At 45.3% G+C, this 19,311-nt stretch carries 12 protein-coding genes; 7 read left to right on the top strand and 5 right to left on the bottom strand.

The features are described 5' to 3' along the window. Window positions 1-69 precede the first annotated feature (69 nt). Complete coding sequence (locus tag L0992_03500) at window positions 70-261, top strand: hypothetical protein (GenBank protein XGB67778.1); 192 nt, start codon at window positions 70-72, stop codon at window positions 259-261. A gap of 52 nt (window positions 262-313) precedes the next feature. On the opposite strand, the gene recD is transcribed toward L0992_03500, so the two are convergent. The 4 genes from recD to L0992_03480 all read right to left on the bottom strand — a co-directional run bounded on the left by recD (window position 314) and on the right by L0992_03480 (window position 11,125). Next, window positions 314-2,506 carry an exodeoxyribonuclease V subunit alpha gene (recD, locus tag L0992_03495; protein ID XGB67777.1) on the bottom strand — a complete coding sequence of 731 codons (2,193 nt, stop codon included), beginning with the start codon at window positions 2,504-2,506 and terminating at the stop codon, window positions 314-316. Beyond that, window positions 2,506-6,180, bottom strand: a complete 3,675-nt coding sequence (recB, locus tag L0992_03490; GenBank protein ID XGB67776.1) for an exodeoxyribonuclease V subunit beta — start codon at window positions 6,178-6,180, stop codon at window positions 2,506-2,508. The genes recD and recB overlap by 1 nt, the downstream gene beginning before the upstream one ends. Before the next feature lie 393 nt (window positions 6,181-6,573). After that, complete coding sequence (recC, locus tag L0992_03485) at window positions 6,574-10,047, bottom strand: exodeoxyribonuclease V subunit gamma (GenBank protein ID XGB67775.1); 3,474 nt, start codon at window positions 10,045-10,047, stop codon at window positions 6,574-6,576. 127 nt (window positions 10,048-10,174) lie between these two features. After that, window positions 10,175-11,125, bottom strand: coding sequence for a TDT family transporter (locus L0992_03480; protein XGB67774.1), 951 nt, complete (start codon window positions 11,123-11,125; stop codon window positions 10,175-10,177). A gap of 205 nt (window positions 11,126-11,330) precedes the next feature. Between L0992_03480 and L0992_03475 the strand changes: the two genes are divergently transcribed. The 5 genes from L0992_03475 (at window position 11,331) to L0992_03455 (ending at window position 15,631) form a co-directional block, all read left to right on the top strand. Continuing rightward, the gene (locus L0992_03475; GenBank protein XGB67773.1) at window positions 11,331-12,227 is read left to right on the top strand and encodes a LysR family transcriptional regulator; all 897 of its coding nucleotides are present in this window, start codon (window positions 11,331-11,333) and stop codon (window positions 12,225-12,227) included. An 88-nt stretch (window positions 12,228-12,315) separates the two neighbouring features. Beyond that, window positions 12,316-12,609 carry a YebG family protein gene (locus L0992_03470; protein ID XGB67772.1) on the top strand — a complete coding sequence of 98 codons (294 nt, stop codon included), beginning with the start codon at window positions 12,316-12,318 and terminating at the stop codon, window positions 12,607-12,609. A gap of 433 nt (window positions 12,610-13,042) precedes the next feature. Beyond that, window positions 13,043-13,735 (top strand): iron-sulfur cluster assembly scaffold protein, encoded by a 693-nt coding sequence (locus L0992_03465; protein XGB67771.1) that lies wholly within the window; start codon window positions 13,043-13,045, stop codon window positions 13,733-13,735. 24 nt (window positions 13,736-13,759) lie between these two features. Beyond that, on the top strand, window positions 13,760-14,749 hold the full coding sequence (locus L0992_03460; protein ID XGB67770.1) for a GGGtGRT protein: 990 nt from the start codon (window positions 13,760-13,762) through the stop codon (window positions 14,747-14,749). Window positions 14,750-14,989: 240 nt separating this feature from the next. Further along, entirely contained in the window at window positions 14,990-15,631 is a 642-nt protein-coding gene (locus L0992_03455) for a MarC family protein (GenBank protein ID XGB67769.1), read from the top strand. Window positions 15,632-15,766: 135 nt separating this feature from the next. Here the strand turns inward: L0992_03455 and L0992_03450 are convergent, their stop codons facing one another. Then, window positions 15,767-17,761, bottom strand: coding sequence for a bifunctional metallophosphatase/5'-nucleotidase (locus L0992_03450; protein ID XGB67768.1), 1,995 nt, complete (start codon window positions 17,759-17,761; stop codon window positions 15,767-15,769). 505 nt (window positions 17,762-18,266) lie between these two features. On the opposite strand from L0992_03450, the gene dapD reads away from it, so the two are divergent. Then, window positions 18,267-19,298 carry a 2,3,4,5-tetrahydropyridine-2,6-dicarboxylate N-succinyltransferase gene (gene dapD, locus L0992_03445; protein XGB67767.1) on the top strand — a complete coding sequence of 344 codons (1,032 nt, stop codon included), beginning with the start codon at window positions 18,267-18,269 and terminating at the stop codon, window positions 19,296-19,298. The last annotated feature ends 13 nt before the right edge of the window (window positions 19,299-19,311 follow it).

Below are 19,311 nucleotides of genomic sequence, written 5' to 3'. Positions count from 1 at the left end.
CCCGTTAACGGTCAGCACGCTAGCAGTAGCTCTGCCGTTAGTATAAACAGCAAAAAGAGCAACATTGATATGAGAACCATTGTTTGTAACTCGCTGCAAAGTTTTTGGGATATGGCTGATAACCAATTCTTAGAAGGGCTAGACGTACACTGCGTGTTCCCTGTGAGCGAGAATCTAAAAGAGTTTATTTTGAATTGCCAAGCAAAATACAAGATAAACCACATATCGTTTACTCGAGCGTTTTTAGGCACTGATTCCTAGCACGCTCAAAGCAACCAGGGATGGTTGCTTTGTACGTACATCGACATCATCTTTAGTTGGTTAAGCGACTCCCTAAACCACTCACTCGCTCTGTTTTCACCTTAATCCCACGCTTTAATACATTAGTATCACTGAACATCATCAGTCGTTTCTTCGCACGCGTAATACCTGTGTAGATAAGCTCTCGCGTCAAGATGGGGCTGAAATCTGGCGGAAGGATCATTAAGGTCAAATCAAATTCACTGCCTTGAGATTTGTGAATCGTCATCGCATAAGCCGTTTCATGATCAGGCACTCGGCTTGGTAGCACCGCTTTCACGCTGCCATCGGGTAACTCAAAATAAACCTTCAAGCGAGGAGTTGAATCAAATTGGTTTGAATCTGCTTCGAGCATACAGATACCAATATCACCATTGTATAAGCCCAGGCCATGATCGTTACGCGTTACCATTACTGGTCGCCCGTGATACCAAAGTTCATCGTTGTGCGGATTCACTAAACGTCTTGCGGCAAGCGCTCTTTCAATTCTGTGATTGAGGCCTTTAACACCAAAGTCACCTTCACGAATAGAACACAACAGTCGACATTGGCTGAACAAATCGAGTACCGATTTGGCTCTCGCTTCTTGAGTTTCTAACTCTTCCAACGGCACATTCATTCGGTTGAGGTACGCACCATATTCATTAACCAAGGTACGCAACATCAAGTTGTAGCTGTCACTCGATAGAGGATGATTTTCAATATCGCCAAATCCTTTGGCAAACACTTGGTCGACTTGATTAGCAGAGCCGTTATTGATTGCTTTTGCCAACTGCCCAATACCTGAACGCGCGTCGAAACGATAACTCTTCTGCAGCATACACAAACTATCTGCAATTGCCGGAGGATTAACGGCTCCTGCTTTTGCTTGTGGTGTCTTAGCTATCGCATCAAAGCCTGTCATCTCCGCAATCAAGTTGCCTTGCGCACTACTATAACCAGCAGAGTTGAATGAACAGATATCACCTAACACTGCGCCAGCTTCAACGGAAGCCAGCTGATCTTTATCACCAAGCAGAATCAGCCTTGCATGTTCAGGGAGTGCATCCACCAGCTTATACATCATCGATAGATCGACCATCGAAGCTTCATCCACCACCAAGGTATCAAGATGAAGTGGATTACGTCGGTTATGTCTAAATTCTGCTCGATTAGGAATCGCGCCAAGTAATCTGTGTAAGGTGCTCGATTCCGTTGGTATGTTGGCTTTTACTTCCGGCGCCAGAGGCAGTTGCTCAATCGCTTTACCAATCGACTCAGTTAAACGCGCTGCCGCTTTACCTGTCGGTGCCACCAGCTTGATCGTCGGTGTTTTGCCTTGGCTTAGTGACTGCTCTACCATAGCCGACAGCAATTTGGTTACCGTGGTCGTTTTACCGGTACCCGGTCCACCAGAAATCACTGCGAAGCGACGACTTAACGCCACCGCTGCCGCTACTTTTTGCCAATTCAAACAGACAGATAACGGCACTAGGCTATCCAGTACATCTAAATCGGTCACTTGCTTGGCTTGAACAATCGCTTGGTCTATCGCCCCCCAATTCAAAGATTGCTCATCGACGATATCAAGATGATCACACACCAGCTGTTGGCGCAGTACCTGAGACGTTTGTTGGTTTGCTTCAGCCTTCGCTAAAGCGTTAAACAGAAAATGATAGCTGCGTGCAAAGAGCTGATTAAGTGTTTCCGTCAGCGCCTTTTTCTGTTCAATGTTGAATTCTACAGGCTTGCTTAAACGGTTTAATGTATCAGCCAGTACAACCTCGTAGTTCCAGTAACGCTGTAAGTAGACACGCTGCCCATCAAACATCAGCGGCTTAATACAGTCATTGGTTGTACCTACTAGGTTTGACGATTGAAGTACCGTCACCCAGTCAATGCCTAACAACTTTTTATTCAATTGCAGCGCCGTTTCACCGTACAAACCGAGTAACTGGGCAAGGTCTGCTGTTTGAGCTTGTATAAGCTGAGTACAAATGTGTCCTTTGCCTAGTTCATGGCTCACTACCCCAGCGAGAAAACCGATTTCTTGAGAGTGACTCGTGGCTTGTTGAGCAATAAAACGGGCAAATTGATAATCCAACTGACGAATCGAGCCCTTATCTGCAAGGAACTTGAGTACATCCATGAGCTGTTCAGGGATAAGTGAAACTGGCTTTACAGAGTTCGCTGCTTCTATGCTGGTATTAGTGGTCGTCGTTGTCATTATAAAAGCCCCATCTGTCCAGTTTCATCGTCATTCAATTGTGCTGAACGTCTGTCTATCACTTTACCGTCAATCAATTGATCCATTTCATCAAGTAAAGCCAATGTTGGTTTCGCTGAGAAAATACCCTGCTGAGATTGGCCGTCCATTCCTCGTAAGAACAAGTAATACACGCCACCAAAATGTTGCTCGTAGCTGTAATTCGCCACACGACTGCGTAAAAAACGATGCAGCGCCAATGCATAGATTTGATATTGCAGATCATAGCGGTGGTCGGCCATCGCCGATTTCAATGCTTCACCATGGTAGACGGCAACATCATCACCTAAATGATTCGATTTCCAGTCGAGTACATAGTATTTACCTTGATGCTCGAACACCAAATCGATGAAGCCTTTCAGCATGCCTTGCACGGTTAGGAAACCTAGGTCGCCTGCTTTGGCCGATAACGGATCGTGATATTGAATGGTTTGATTCAGCTCAGATGCGGCCAACACTTCGATCGGCAATAAGAACTCCATTTCGACTAATCGTTGAGTTGAGTCTTTCTCACTCAGCTTTAGGTTTTTACCATCTAATGCGGTGTTAAGCACCGTATCGACAAGCTGTTGAAGCACTGGTAACCACTCTAGTTCGTATTGTTCTGATTCTAATAAGTGAGTAATTACTTGCGTGTTATGTTCGCTGGTTGCTGGCTCGGTAAATTCAACCTCCTCAAACAAGGTGTGCAAGAAAGTGCCGGAGCGAGCACCACGTGGGAACGTAAAGATAGAGCGTTCAGGTTCAATCAACTCAGACTCATCCTGCTCATCAGCCGAGTCAATATCAAAGCCAGACACCTCAATGGTCGCGTCATGACTAGCACCGTGACTGCCTTGCTTAACAAGCCCCGAGTAACTGGTGATACGCCAAGCCCGGTCGATTGAAGCCTTGAGTTCATTAGCATGTAAGCCTTCACTCACTTGCTCCGTTTGTACAAACACTTGCTCATGAGCGGTTGGTGTTTCGGCTAACAGCACACTTGAATTTTTTCCTTCAATTGCCGCTAGAGCTTGATGTAATTCGGCAATACCTTGCTCTTGACCGTTTTGAACCAAATAGCCCATCGCACTCAAATGCACGCCTGTCGGTTCTTTGGTTGAACGCCCTTTACGCAGTGGCGCCATGCCAATGAAACAGCCATAAACCGCACGAGTCAGCGCTACATAAATCAAACGCAAGTCTTCCGCTAGTCGCTCTTTATCCGCTTGTGCTAAGGCGCTGTCACTACCCGTAATATCCAATACCGTGGTATCTGAATCATGGTCGTAGAATTTTCCTTCACTAGCTTCTCGGTAACTCGCAACAAATGGCAAGAATACTAAGTCATATTCCAAACCTTTCGACTTATGAATAGTAACGATTTGAACCAAGTTTCTCTCTGATTCAAGACGTTGAATATCATCTTCACTGCCGCCTAGACCATTTTGCGCATCTGAGATCGCTTCTGCTAACCAGCGCAACAAACCATAATCACTGTCGAGTTCCTGCCTTGCTTGTTGTAGCAATTCGCCAATGTGCATCAAATCGGTTAGTGAGCGCTCACCATTTTCTTCTTCCAGTAAGCGTTCCGCGAGATGTCGTTTACTGATCACGCTGCGCAGCATTGGCAACACACCACGCTGTAGCCACAACTTACGATACTCACGAAACTCGTTAACCACGTTTTCCCACACCACTTCATCGTTGTTGAGTTCATCCAATGAAGCAGCATCCAGAGCAAACAACTCAGAGGCTAAACTCGCGCGCAATGCACGATCGTTTTCAGGTGTCAGCACCGCTTGTAACAGGCGTTGAATATCTTGCGCGACCAAGCTGGTAAACACACTGTCTCGGTTCGACAGATACACACTTGCAATGCCTTGCTCAGACAGCGCGTTCTTGATCAGACGACCTTCACTGCCGGTTCTAACCAAGACAGCAATATCACCCGCATTCACGGCATGTTGTTTTTTGCCGTTATCAAAATAGGCTTGTTGGTTTTGAGAAGCGGTCAGAATGGTTTGAATTTGACTCGCCGTCGCCTCAGCCATTGCCTTGTGATACTCGCCTTTCGGTAAGGGCTTGTCTTCCGCCTCTTGTAGCCAGAAGGTGAGTGCGTGCTGAGTTTCTCCATTCATCACCCATTGGCGTTTGTCGGCCGATGGACTGGCAGCAACGGGTAAGAATGGAATGTCTTGGTCGTAGATAAACGGGCTGTCCGAATTCATAAACACTTGGTTTACTGCACTGACCATATCCGCACTTGAACGCCAGTTAGTGCCTAAGGTGTAGTGAGCACTAACTTGGTTTCTCGCCTTAATGTAGGTAAAGATATCTGCGCCACGGAAGCCATAAATAGCCTGCTTCGGGTCACCGATCATAAACAAGCCGCACTGCGGATTATCGAGATAGATTCGGCTAAAAATACTATATTGCAGCGGATCGGTATCTTGGAATTCATCGATCATCGCCACCGGGTATAAGGTGCGAATTCTTTCCACCAGCAGTGATTGCTCATCGACATCAATCGAGGCGGATAATTGAGTCAACAAGTCATCGAATGATAGCCACTGCTTTTGCTGTTTAGCCTTGGCTAGCATAGTTCGACAGTGAGTAATCGCATGCGCCAATAACGGGGCTTTCAAGTCGGCTGGGTTATTTAAGAAGTCTTCAATCGCTTCGAAAACGGCATGCTGAGGCGCAGTGCCTTTCGGTGTTTTCTCGATTAGAGTGGCTTGAGAGAACTTCTCTAACTTGTCTGGATATTGATAATCGTGCGTATCACTTTGTGCCCACGCCGTCACCGCCTCTAACCATGTCGGCAGAGACTTCTTGGTGTAACTACGTTTGTTCACATCCGAACCAGAGATCAAAGCCAAAAAATCCGCTTCAGACTCACACCACAGCGCTTTAAGTTGCTTCACTTTATCTAGGTTCTGATTATGCAGAGTTTGCAAATCACCCGACATCGCATCTACGGTTAGCTTCAATGGAGAACCCGTCAGATAACGATTGACGTCTGCTAATAACGCAGCCGGTGAGCCCCAAATATTACGAACCTCACCAGCCAGTTGAATAGGTAGCGGGTAAAACTGCTTGCGCCAGTAGTCAGCAACCACTTGTGCTTTCAAGTGACTTTCATCGGTCACAAATTCATTATCAAATCGGCTTCCTGACTCGAAGGCATTTTGAGTCAACATACGCTGACAGAAGCCGTGAATGGTGTAGACCGCTGCTTCATCCATTTGCCTTTCGGCATTGAGCAGTGTTTTCGCGGCGCTAGCGTGGTCTTCGATTTCTTGCAACAAAGGAGCAATCACTGGGTCATCACTTTGCCCGCGAGCAAACGCTATGCGTGCATCATGGATTCGGGCACGGATACGATCTCGCAATTCTGCGGTTGCCGCTTCGGTAAAGGTCACTACCAAGATTTGGTCTACTGTCAGCGGCTCGTGATGTCGGGTAGCTTCTGTAAGCTCACCTTGTGGTGCTGCCGTGCCGTGTCCGAGCAGTAAGCGTAAGTACAAGCCAGCGATGGTAAATGTTTTACCTGTACCCGCCGATGCTTCAATTAAACGCGCGCCATGAAGTGGAAACGTCATGGTGTTGAGTGTCTGTGGAGCAATTACCTGAACACTGCTTGTGGTCGTCATGCCTTACTGCCTTCTGATAAATATGTTGTTACAAATGTGACCTAGCGTGGAAAACGTCATTCAATTTACGTCCTACGCTGATTTGTTAATAGTTAGTGCGATCTCTCTCACGGATCAATTCGGATCGCCTCGCTACTATGCGCCCACGAGTTCAGGAGCGCGATTCGAGTTTTATACTCATTGCCTAATTAGAACCACAGAATAATGGTCCCTCTGACCTGTGGCCGTACAGCGAACGCCCTACACTAATAATGATTTACTGGCGGCCACTTTATTTCCTGTACCTTGCTTCTCTTCTCCAGAAAAGCAGACACTCCAAACGCTTACCAGCGACTCTCTTTTGTCATTCATTAATTCAGCGAACCCGCTATTGATCTTATCGATCACAGCCACTTACTCCTGATCTTCCAGATCGGCAGCCGCCAACCTTGCCGCCTGTAACACAAGCGTTGAATACATACGCGACTCCGCAGCCAATTCATCATCCCACTTCGGCCAAATACGCGAGATGTAGGTATCTCGCCCCTCACCGGTAAAGGCGAAGCTGTCATTAAAAGTATCGGCCATTTTCTTGAGCGACTTCTCTTCATCATCGACCCATTTACCACGGCTAAAGCCCGCTTCAACACCAGCCAATGCGGTTTTCGGGAAGTAAGGCAGTGGTACAGTCATACCTTGATAGAACAGTCGAACTAACTCAGCTAACAGACTCTTTGCCTGCTGTGCATCGCCAATCGGTTGTAGCGTTTGGTGAACCACACCTTCTTTTCTGTCATAGCCAATAATATCAGTCGTTTTGCCGTGTCCCATTACCGCACAACATAGATGATCAATCCACGCGGCCAAGTAATCTTGCGAACGAATTTTGCCACTACGAAAACGCACCAAACCCGATTGGTAGTTTTGAGTAAGCCACCCCATCAAACGAACCGATTTGCCTTCACCTAGCACATCAAACTCAATATTTATCTCTAGATCTTGCTGTAGCTGCCCACTTACAAATCGAATCTCTTTGGCTAAGTCTTCTGCTTGAACTCGGTTGGTTTCAAATTCAATGTCACCAAAAGCACCAACCGGTAAGCGACCTTGGGCTTTTTGCTCAGAGACAAACAAGCGAACCGCTTCATCTGCCCCTTCTGGGTGATCGAGTAATACTTGGAGCAACGCATCTTTAAGCTGGAAGCTCTCTAAGCCATTAAGCACGAATGGCTCATCGTCTTCCATTACCGGAAGCGGTGGCTCAAACACTACTTTGAGACGGCGATTAAAGAAGTATTGCACCGGCAAGCGCCAGAAACGCTGCAGCTCAACCAGATCTAGCTCCAATGGATAAGTCGCACCAAGCAAATAGTCATCCAACGCACGATTGAATTCACCACTACGTTCACCAGAACGGTTAGCCGCAGGAAGCCATTCTTTGGCGTAGCTCAATACATAGCTTGCATCACCTTGTGTAAAAGCTGCTGGGCTAAATGGCGTCATGGTGTGCTCAAAGCTGATCGCATGAGTCAGTTTGATACCAGAATCATCACTTGGTAGTGATTGGTCTTCACTTAGGCAGTAGTTCTGCTGGCAGTACTCAATCAACTCTGAAACCAATACCGACGGTACTCGCTCAGTATTATCTTGAATCGAGCGACCGACATAACTAATGTACAAACACTCTTGCGCCGACAACATCGCCTCTAAGAATAGGTAGCGGTCATCATCACGACGAGAACGGTCACCCGGTCGCGTGCGCCCATTCATCAAATCAAACCCTTCCGGTGGCATTGAGCGAGGGTAAACACCGTCATTCATGCCTAATAGACAAACGGTTTTGAATGGGATAGAACGCATTGGCATCAGGGTACAGAAGTTAACTTGTCCCGCTAAGAAACGCTGACTGATACGCGCGCCCGACAGTTTATTGTTTAAGTACTGATAGATGATGCTTGGCGATAGCTCTTGTTCGTACAAGGCATCATCAAGCTGTTCATTCAATTGGGAAAGCGCATCGCGAATCGACTTAAGCACCACCTCGCCTTCTAGCTCAACCGCGAAGAAGTCATCAATCATTTGCAGCAAGGTTTCACGCCACATATCGATAGATTGAGTCTCAGCAAGGCGTTGACGATAATGGGCGATACGATCAATAAAGTGCGCTAATTTACCCGCAAGTTCGGCGTTAATGCCTTGAACTTCGTTATAAGCCGCGATTGGAGAGTGTTCAGTTTCAAACAAACCTGCCGAGTCTGACATCGCATAACCCAGTAGCATTCGCTGGATACCAAATAGCCACGTATTTTGCTCAGTAGCAGGCAAGTCAAACTCGGTTGCCGTAGAAGAATCGACGCCCCAACGGATACCCGCTTCTTCAACCCACTGCTTAGCTTGCTCGAATTGAAATTCATCAATACCGAAGCGTGCCATCATCGCTGGGATTTCTAATAGCTCTAACAACTCAGAGGCTAAACAGCGCGTGTTCGGTAGCGCGACTAGCTGCATGAACGCGGTCAAAATTGGGCTCTCTTGGTCTGCCGTTCTATCCGAGATCGAGTAAGGGATATAACGCTCACCCGGAGCATTACCAAACACCGCCTGAATCGCAGGGCTGTAGGCATTAATGTCCGCCACCATCACGATGATATCGCGTGGCTTTAATGTAGGGGCAGCGTCAAACATTGCTAACAGCTGGTCATGAAGAACTTCCACTTCGCGCATCGGGCTATGACAAGCATGCACAGTCAACGAGCGATCACCCAGTTCAACCACTTGCTTGTGGTTGCTGGAGTCTAAAATCTCATCATTACGATGCTCTTCCAATTCAAGGATATCTCTTTGAATTTGATGCAATAAGCCATCTCGCTCAACATCAATAAAAAACTGATACTCCTCAGTATCTCCCTCAGAAAGCAAAAGTAAGTTATCTCGTCCTAATTTTCCCATCGAAGCTAATAAGTTGTTTCCAATGGCATTATCAATATGTAGTTCATCATGCACTTCATATTTCCCCCCTTCCATTAAGGAAGACGAGCCAGTTGATGAGAGCATATTGTTAGACAAAGCGAGCTTTTTACGTTGCTTAGCCTCAAATCTTGCTAAATCTTTGAGGCTTTTGATGTCCCCCCAATAAGGCTTACTTGGGTTAGTAAACATCAGGTGGACATCAATCTGTTCGCCAAGTGCTTTCAAAGCATCCATGTAGCGAGGAGGCAGCGACGAAATACCAAATACAAACAGACGTTTCGGCAGATGTTGTAACTGGCCTTGTCGATTAACTAACGCTTCTATGAAGTCGTGATACAAATTACCACGGTGATATTTCGATTGGCCTTGAGACAGTGTTTGATCATAGAGTGCTTTCCACAAAATGGGCTGCCAGGGGTGCTCTTGCTGCCCTTCACTATCAACCAGTTCTGTAACGGGCTCGCCCGCTTCCCACATCGCCATCCACTCAGGACGATATACTAAGTAGCCATCGAAGATATCGGCAACTTTCTCGGCTAATTGATACAGCTTTGAATCATCTTCGTCGTTTTCAAGATAGCGCTGTAGGGGTAAGAAATCAGGGTGGTCAAGTTTCGCGGGTAGCAAACTCATTAGCTTCCACGTCATCGCTTCTTTGTTAAAAGCACTGCGTTTAGGTACATCAGGAAGCACTTGGGTAAACATATCCCAAATGAAGGTTGCTGGAAGAGGAAAATCGATATTTGCTGCTACACCAAACTCTTTGGCGAGTTCCATCTTAAGCCATTGAGACATACCCGGGCTCTGAACCAAGATCTGCTCTTTTTCGAAAGGATTGGCTAAAGGTTCACTTTTGATCAAGTGAACGAGAAGAATTTTTAAAGTATCAACTTTATTGGAATGGTAAACAGTAAACAAAGTGCACTCACGCTAATCTTGCCACAATATACTGCCAGATTAGCATAAGTGCTGAGTTTGGATGAGGAATATAAGCTTATGAAATACCGAAAGCTTAAGGTCCGTTTATCTTTTGAACTATTGCCCTTTACAATCTACCGGCTACCGCACCTAAAACACGATGAGGTTTGTAGTTCATGTAATAACGAACAGCGACATAACCCACAACCAACGTAGCCACAATCAATTCAAGATACGCTAGGCCAAACACTTGATTGATGTAATGCGCTTCAATACCTTGTGCTTGCATCCACGCAGCCAGTTTAAACAAGGCTGTTGCACCAATCACGATTGGGAAGGTAAACGCTGCATAGCCAGGGCTGAATGGAAGACGAAGTAGTTTGTAAAACGCCATATAGATAATGAACGTCATCAACACCGCGATACCAAATAGCAGACCAATGATCACTGGCGAAGGGCTCGCTGTAACGGTTAGGTAACCCGCCAAAGACAGGCTTGCAGGTGCCGCCATAATCGCAATCGTTGGTTTTGCTGCATCAGGCACTTCGTGAGAGAAGATCAAGCGGTAAACCATCATTGGTAGCATTACTGCGTAAACCAATAAACCGAATACCAAAGTCGCGTTCGCTACAGGCTCCAAAACCGGATTACCAGAGAAAGAAACGTCTGCCACAATGATACCGATTGGTGGCACAAACCAGCTTGGCACCATGTGGTGAATCTCAAACTGTTTTGCTCTGTGGTACAAAAAGCTCACTAGAAATACAACGTGTAAAGCCACAGATGCCAACCACATAGCTTCTTGTAAAAATTGAGAGATTGGCGCCAAAGACGCTGATACCACCATGCAGCCCATCGCAAATGTTGGTACCACACTGCCGACAACAGGGTGAGCAAGATCTTCACGCAATAGATGGCCATGAATCAAAAACTTCACAGCTAAAACAAGAAGTAATACCGCTGCAATACCCGCACTGATCCACTGAACTAAGCCTGGAGTGTGCAAAATACCTTGTGCGACTAAAACGCCATCCCAGCACCAGCCTAAGCTTGCGATTGCTAGTGCTAACCCTGCCATGGGTGTTGGAGCTCCTGTTAATCTATATTTAATACGTTGAATCATGTCAGCCTCTCTTAAACTTAATTCACTAAACTTGTGAACTCATCAGCTTGTTGAAGCCATAATACGCTTGCGCTTCGTTAAACAATATCCAATTATATATAACAAGTGTTCACCAATACTGAACAACTCTTTCCACCAGCAGCGTAAAACTAGGAACCTGATGGCTAATATCTCAATCAAACAACTCAAAGTGTTTGTCACCATTACTCAGCATTCGACGCTTACCGCCGCATCAGAAGCGCTGTTTTTATCTAAAGCCGCGGTCAGCATGGCATTAGGCGAAATGGAGAAACAGTTAGGTCACTCTCTATTTGACCGGGTTAACAACCGATTAATTCTCAATCAAGAGGGACAAAAATTACTTCCCTTGGCTGATGAGATACTTCACCGAGCCGCAGGTATCGATGTTTTGTTCCGCGATGACCAACCATTAAGTGGCAATCTGAAGGTTGGCGCGAGTGACACGATTGGTAATCAGGTCGCCCCCTTTATTCTGTCTGGCTTTCGCGAACGAACTCAGCATCAAGACCAGAGCTTGTTCATTTCGAACAGTGCGCTGATCTGCCAAAAGTTGGTGGATTATGAACTGGATATCGCGCTAATTGAAGGAAAAACACTCCACCCTGAATTGATATCTAGCCAGTTCAGTAGCGATGAGATGTGTATTATCGTTAGTAATCAACACCCTCTCGTTTCACAAGACAAAGTTGCTCTGCATGATTTAGAAGGCAGCCATTGGATATTGCGCGAGTCAGGCTCAGGTACACGTGAGTTTTTCTTGCGTGCCGTTGCACCGCGTATCGAGCACTGGTACGAATCATTTGAGCTCAATACCACGGAAGCGATCATCAACTCTGTTTCTGCAGGTCTGGGCTTTGCGTGTTTATCGCGTTTAGCAGCACAGCGCGCGATTGATTCAGGCCGAGTGAAAGCACTAGATGTACCACTCGATATGAAACGCCGATTCTGGATGCTGGTCCATAAAGACAAATATCAAAGCCCACTGCTGAAATCTTTCATGGGTTATTGTGAAGACTGGGCTACACATCAAGATTGAGACCGCATAGTTCAGGCTCCAACTGGACTTTTAGCATCAGAAACTGTATAAAAAGCCAGTAAAATTTATCAAACTTAGAGGATTAACCATGGCTGTTATCGTCAAGTACGTGGTGGAACGCAACGGAGAAGAGAAAATGACTTTTACCTCTAAAGCCGAAGCTGACGCATACGACAAAATGCTGGATATGGCTGATGAGCTTTTTGAACTGTTAGGCAAGAGCGATTTAGTTGAAGATGAAGGCAAGCAAGAAGAACTTGCAATGTACCTAGCGAAGAACAAAGAAGAAGTTCTTTACGCATTAGGTGCTAAGCGTAAGCCAGCTCCGAAAAAAGCTAAGAAGCTTGAAGCTGTTGAAGACGCAGAAGAAGATGCAGCTTAACTAGCTGATCCCTTGATGAAAAACGTCAATGACGCCTCTAATTAGAGTTCGTTATTGGCGTTTTTTATACTTATCGAAATATAATGAAGCTTGTTTATAGTCGAAATCGCTCTAAACATTCGCTTGCATGAAAGTGTGATAAAGATCTAATCTATAGCCATCAGGTGATGGGGTTCCACCTAAGCTTTTGCTTCAACCGCCCGTTCTTTCCGAACAGTGCTAATGACTCCTACAGAATCGAAAACAGGTAATACTGTTGGACGTATCGCTATTCCTCCATTTTGAAATGGACTTAGTCTATTAAGACCAAGAACCATGGCTCCTTTGGATTATCGATGCTCAAGATCTGTAGTGAATTAGCCGCACCTCTTCCAACACGTCCTGTTTTCTCAACGCCCTAGGTCTTAAACGGCTCTATAAGTGAGAAAACATTATGCACTACTCTTCAGAAATTCAATCAATGTGCCCTATTCAAAGGGGTGATCTTCACAATTCAGCTCCAATTCCAGTTGAAGGCGCAATGGTTAGCCCAAAAGATGTCATCGCTATTTCTGGCTTAAGCCATGGCGTAGGCACTTGTGCACCACAACAAGGTGCAGCAAAACTAACTCTTAACGTAAAAAACGGCATCATCGAAGAAGCATTAATCGAAACGATTGGTTGTTCAGGTATGACTCAATCAGCCGCGATGGCCGCTGAAATCCTCACCGGAAAAACCATTCTTGAAGCACTCAATACTGACTTAGTATGTGATGCTATCAACGTAGCGATGCGCGAAATCTTCCTGCAGTTTGTTTACGGTCGAACCCAGTCTGCTTTCTCTGAAGGTGGCCTAGAGATCGGCGCAGCGCTGGAAGACTTAGGTCAAACACAGCGCAGCCAAGTCGGCACTAGCTATTCAACCTCAGCAAAAGGCGTCCGTTACCTAGAGCTTGCAGAAGGTTACGTGACCAAGCTTGCGCTTGATGATCACAGCGAAGTGATTGGCTACGAATATCTCAACCTCGGCAAAATGATGAAGGCGATTAATCAAGGTGTACCAGCGAACGAAGCTGCTGACCTTGCGACAGGGACTTATGGTCGCTTCGACGAAGCCGTGACCACCATTAACCCACGCCAACAATAATTTTTGCCAATTAAGAGGAAAGATATGATGAACACTCAATTTAATGAATCAGTAACTCGCGTATTGGCAGAAATGAACTTCGACTCTTTAGAGCAAGCTAACCAATACTGTCTATCACACAATGTCGACCCAAAAACACTAGTGATGGACACTCAACCTATCGCATTTGAAAGCGCAGCTGACGCCTACACTCTTGGTGCAGCATTGGCTCTGTTCCGTAAAGCGAACAACGCTGAACAAGCGGCAAACATCATTGGTGAAGGCCTTCAAGCATTCACAAAACCCGGCAGTGTTGCGGAGCAACGTCAAGTGGGTATCGGGCATGGTGCATTAGCTGCACGTCTACTCAATGAAGAAAGCCACTGCTTTGCTTTCCTTGCAGGTCATGAATCTTTTGCTGCTGCTGAGGGAGCAATCAAAATAGCGCTGAACGTGAACAAATCACGCAAAACACCATTGAAAGTTATCTTAAATGGTTTAGGTAAAGATGCCGCTTACTTAATCTCTCGCATCAATGGCTTTACCTATGTTCGCACTCAATTTGATTACCAAACGGGTGAGCTAGTTGAAACAGAACGTCGCCGCTTCTCACAAGGGCCTCGTGGAGAGATCTTGTGTTACGGCGCTGATGATGTACGTGAAGGCGTAGCGATCATGCACAGAGAAGAAGTGGATGTGAGTATCACGGGTAACTCAACCAACCCAACACGCTTCCAACACCCTGTTGCAGGTATCTATAAAGCAGAACGTACTCGCCAAGGCTTGCCTTACTTCTCAGTCGCTTCAGGCGGCGGTACAGGCCGTACATTACACCCAGACAACGTTGCCGCTGGCCCTGCGTCTTACGGCATGACAGATACCATGGGCAGAATGCATGCTGACGCTCAATTCGCTGGTAGCTCTTCTGTTCCAGCTCACGTAGCAATGATGGGCTTCATCGGTATGGGCAACAACCCAATGGTAGGTGCTACGGTTGCATTGGCTGTCGCAGTGAGTGAATCACAAAACGCATAGCGACAAAATGAGCTCTATAGTCGGCCTGTCATATAGAGCCTTTTGTAGAGCTTTTTAATTGAGAAACTCGCAATAACGCACGACCAAAACTCTACACCTATCACTAAAACCAAACAGCCAGCCTTATGCTGGCTGTTTTTTGTTCACACTTGCTCTACTATCTATTTCTAATAATTATTTGTATCTAAGATTAAATACACCAACCATTGGTATTTAACTACATCTTTTCAAAGGAATAATATGAAAGAGCTCATCATTCATACCATTACCGTGTTCATGGGCTTTTTTGCCATCATGAACCCAATCGCCAACACCCCAATCTTTCTTGGATTAACTGGTGACAATGACAGGGAAACGGTCAAATCCATCGCCTTCCGTTCAGTGTTTATCGCATTCGTCATCGTTAGTACTTTTGCACTCTCTGGTAAACTGATCTTTGATCTCTTTGGTATCACACTGTACGCACTGCGCATCACGGGCGGTATTCTGGTATTTTTGATTGGCTTCCACATGCTGCAAGGTGATTCAACACATTCAAAAGCGAAAGAGAAAGTAAACTCAGACGCTCAACGCGACGCGGCGCTAAGCATCGCAGTATCACCTTTAGCCATGCCAATACTGGCGGGCCCCGGCACCATAGCCACTGCAATGAACTTCGCCAGCACTGAAGGCATTTACGAGACTATAATCACCATCGTCGCGTTTGGTCTACTGTGTACCTTAACCTACGTATTGTTTGTATTCGGCGAACGCTTTGTGAAAGCCGTAGGGCCAAGCGCACTAAACGTGATTACTCGAATGATGGGTTTGATACTCGCGGTAATCGGTATGCAAATGTTAATTGAAGGGATTGAGCAGGCTTATAAGGCACTGTTTATCTAGCGTCTAGTTCCACTAAATCTCATACAAAAATAGCCAGCGATTCGCTGGCTATTTTCTTTTATTGTTAATCTATACCCTTGTCTTTTAAGACTTTAAATAACAATACATAACGCTCCGGTACGTGCGGTGTCAGTACTATTTATATTCCATCGTTGTGGTTTCAAATCCTAGTGGTTCTAATACTTTCTTATGCTCAGCCCAAGAGATAAATGATTCAGCGTCAGTATTACATATGTCACCTGAACCTTCCGCACATGGTTTAATACCACCGTCATAGTTGACGCTATACTTCTCGGTACTTCCATCGTATGACAAGTTGTTAACTTTGTAAGTTTTAAAACCATCGCCTGAAATAACTATGTCTTGACGATCTGTTGATGTTAATTGAGCATCGCCTAATACATTCCAACCATCACTACCGCTTGCATTATAGTTATTAACGATAACAGTGTAGTCAGTGGCATCGTTCATTGTCGCCCATACTGGATTTACTTCTGTTCCAGTATTTACCTCTAGATTCGTGACTGTACCCGATACACCTTTCACATCTTCCGTAAACGTGTAACGCATACCCGATACATACGGGAATTTACCAGCATGAGCACCTTCAGCAAGCGTTGGTTCAATTGTGCTGTCAATAAGGTTTCGAATTACCTCGCCTTTCACTGTTAAAATCGACAAGAAATTCGAGAATGGGAGTAATTCTAACGTTGCATTACCTTCCCTAAAATCACCTGACGCGATATCCGTTCGAACACCGCCAGCTCCTACCAAACCAATCTGAACATTTTTACCAGTAACAGTTGCTACCGACGGTTGATTTGCCCAATAAATCATACCTTGAGCGATCATAGGTGCGACATCAGAACCGTGCATATCTGTTCCAGCATCACCAGGACGGCGCTCATGGCTGATTTCAGTCGGTGCGGCAGCAACAACATCACCATATGCAGCTTCAAGAGCAGGCTTGTAAGTCGCGTCGATACGGGTTCTTAAATCAATATCTTCATCTTTTATCGTGATTTTTTCATTATTATCAATAAACGAGGTTACATCATCTTTATCAGAGCTAATCATTTGATGTTCTCGATGAGAGTCGTGATAAAACTCATCATTTGATAATAAAGTATTGTTCCCAATACATGAGAGAAGATTGCCATTTATATCAAATGAAACATCAACGTCTCCGATAGCTTCCGCATACTGACCAGCTTGAACCACACAAGTATTTTGTGCCTTGTCTTTTTGCGGGATCATTTCGGCGTAAATACCATTATTACCTTGGTCAAGATCGGTAAAATCACCAAGTAAAGTATGAGAATGACCGCCAACAATAATATCGATACCCGTTGTATTGGCAGCAAGATCCTTATCAGCAGCATTTCCTATGTGTGATAGAACAATTATCTTATTCACACCCTTAGTTTTTAAATCATTTATAGTGGCTTGAGTCGCTGTAATTTGGTCACTAAATGTCACATCACCGGTTCCGGTAGCTATCGTTGGCATATCACCTAAAACAACACCGATGACCGCAATAATCTTCTCATCATCATTTGCATCAGAAATAGAGGTAATTGCTCTTTTCTCTGAACCTTCAAATGCAAACAGTTGATAAGGATATAAATTATCGACATTACTTAAAGACTGATCTTTTGATGCATCCATATTATTTGCTAGCACAGGAAAACTCACCGTATTGATGAACGATGCAAGCTTGTCGGTATCTAAATCGAATTCATGGTTCCCAAGTACCATTGCATCTAACCCCATCTGTGACAACAAGTCTGCGTTTGCAGCACCTTCATTTAGCTTAAAGTAAGCAGTACCTTGCCATGCATCACCACCATGCAAGAATAACAAAGGTTCTTTGTCGGCTTTCGCATCCGCTTTGATATCATCAGCGGCTTTCAATAGGCGAGGGTAACCGCCAAATTCGTTATAGACCTTCTTGCCATCAGCACCCAAAGTAAAACTTGATTTTACAGGGTCAAAATTTGAGTGAGTGTCATTCACATGTGCTATGCGCAATGTCATGTCGGGGGCAATAGTATCGTTGTCATTATCCGAGCCACAGCCAACCATCGCCACGCCGATAGAGAGCACCAGTAAAGACTTAGTAAAATTCATAGAAGATCCTTTATTCATCGTTTTAATGTCGTTATGGCAGGAAATATACTTACATCTTTAAGGGTTTTAGTGATCGTTATCTTAATTACACAGCTGAAAAATTGAGTAATTACTCGGACTGTAGGCACAAGCGATTAATCAACAGAACTCGATCAATTCCGATATTAAACAGATATTTATAAAGAATTTGTGACTAGCTCTATTGATATGGCTAACAAGAGGTTTCTCTCTAAAGGCAGATTTGGGATGAGAGTGGATCGGTGCAAAGCAGCTTAAGTAATGTTCAATAAGTTAAGCTCAGAGAAGTAATATCCGGATAATGAAAACTATCGCTAAAAAGACAAGCAATATCATTTTACAGACTTTATCCCGATGCGCCCTTTCATAACGAGGGCGCTCTCTTTATGATGAACGCAATTAAATTAACTTTGCTAACGGCAGCGCTTGTTATTCGAGCCGCTGTTATGAAATAGCAAAACCAAGACTCAACACATGGAGATTCAACATGGCTTACTTTTCACTAGCCTTCGGTACGGCAACCAAAAACCGCGACAATAAAATCATTGAAGCGTTCTTCCCTAACCCACTTCTAAACCCAAGCGACGCTCTAGTAGCGGCTGTTGGTGAAGTTGCAGGTTACACTGAAGGCAACCAAGCTATCGAAATCTCTGCTGCACAGAGCGCAGAACTAGCGAAAGCATTCGCAGCAAACGACGATGCAGCAAACGCATCTTTCGCAGAAAAAGCAGCAGCATCTGAGCAACCTCTTGTTCTTGTTGTTCTTGCGACTGACGAGAAGCCAGCATCTGTTGCTGAAGGCTTCCTTAAGCTACAACTCATCTCTAACCGCCTAGTTCAACCACACGGTACAGTACTAGACGGTATCTTCGGTCTACTGCACAACATCGCATGGACTAACGAAGGCCCAATCGATCTTCCTGAACTGGCTGAGCGTCAAATCGAAGCTCGCCTAGCTGGTCGCGCTCTATCTGTAGATTGCGTAGACAAGTTCCCTAAAATGGTGGATTACGTGGTACCAACAGGTATTCGTATTGCTGACACTTCTCGTGTTCGTCTTGGCGCACATGTGGGTGAAGGTACAACGGTTATGCACGAAGGTTTCATCAACTTCAATGCAGGTACAACTGGCGTAAGCATGGTTGAAGGTCGTATCTCAGCTGGTGTTGTTGTAGGTAACGGTTCAGACATCGGCGGCGGCGCTTCTATCATGGGTACGCTATCTGGTGGCGGTACTATGGTTATCTCTATCGGCGAAAACTGCCTACTAGGTGCAAACGCTGGTCTTGGCTTCCCTATGGGCGACCGTTGTACTGTTGAATCGGGTCTTTACGTGACTGCGGGTACTAAAGTTCGCATGCTAGATAAAGAAGGCAACGAAGTAGAAATCATTAAAGCGCGCGACCTAGCTGGCGTTTCTGATCTTCTGTTCCGTCGCAACTCCATCACTGGTCAAATTGAATGTCTAGCGAACAAATCTGCTGTTGAACTGAACAGCGAGCTACACAGCAACAACTAATCTAAGCGCTAGA

This window comes from Vibrio pomeroyi (assembly GCA_041879425.1).
Taxonomy (GTDB): domain Bacteria; phylum Pseudomonadota; class Gammaproteobacteria; order Enterobacterales; family Vibrionaceae; genus Vibrio; species Vibrio pomeroyi_A.
This window is presented reverse-complemented; position numbering and strand designations above follow the sequence as displayed.

Coding starts and splice junctions, on each gene's coding strand:
- L0992_03475 (XGB67773.1), top strand. CDS start 11,331: ATGGCTAATATCTCAATCAAACAACTCAAAGTGTTTGTCACCATTACT.
- L0992_03450 (XGB67768.1), bottom strand. CDS start 17,761: ATGAATTTTACTAAGTCTTTACTGGTGCTCTCTATCGGCGTGGCGATG.
- L0992_03455 (XGB67769.1), top strand. CDS start 14,990: ATGAAAGAGCTCATCATTCATACCATTACCGTGTTCATGGGCTTTTTT.
- L0992_03465 (XGB67771.1), top strand. CDS start 13,043: ATGCACTACTCTTCAGAAATTCAATCAATGTGCCCTATTCAAAGGGGT.
- recD (XGB67777.1), bottom strand. CDS start 2,506: ATGACAACGACGACCACTAATACCAGCATAGAAGCAGCGAACTCTGTA.
- dapD (XGB67767.1), top strand. CDS start 18,267: ATGGCTTACTTTTCACTAGCCTTCGGTACGGCAACCAAAAACCGCGAC.
- recB (XGB67776.1), bottom strand. CDS start 6,180: ATGACGACCACAAGCAGTGTTCAGGTAATTGCTCCACAGACACTCAAC.
- L0992_03470 (XGB67772.1), top strand. CDS start 12,316: ATGGCTGTTATCGTCAAGTACGTGGTGGAACGCAACGGAGAAGAGAAA.
- L0992_03460 (XGB67770.1), top strand. CDS start 13,760: ATGATGAACACTCAATTTAATGAATCAGTAACTCGCGTATTGGCAGAA.
- L0992_03500 (XGB67778.1), top strand. CDS start 70: ATGAGAACCATTGTTTGTAACTCGCTGCAAAGTTTTTGGGATATGGCT.
- L0992_03480 (XGB67774.1), bottom strand. CDS start 11,125: ATGGCAGGGTTAGCACTAGCAATCGCAAGCTTAGGCTGGTGCTGGGAT.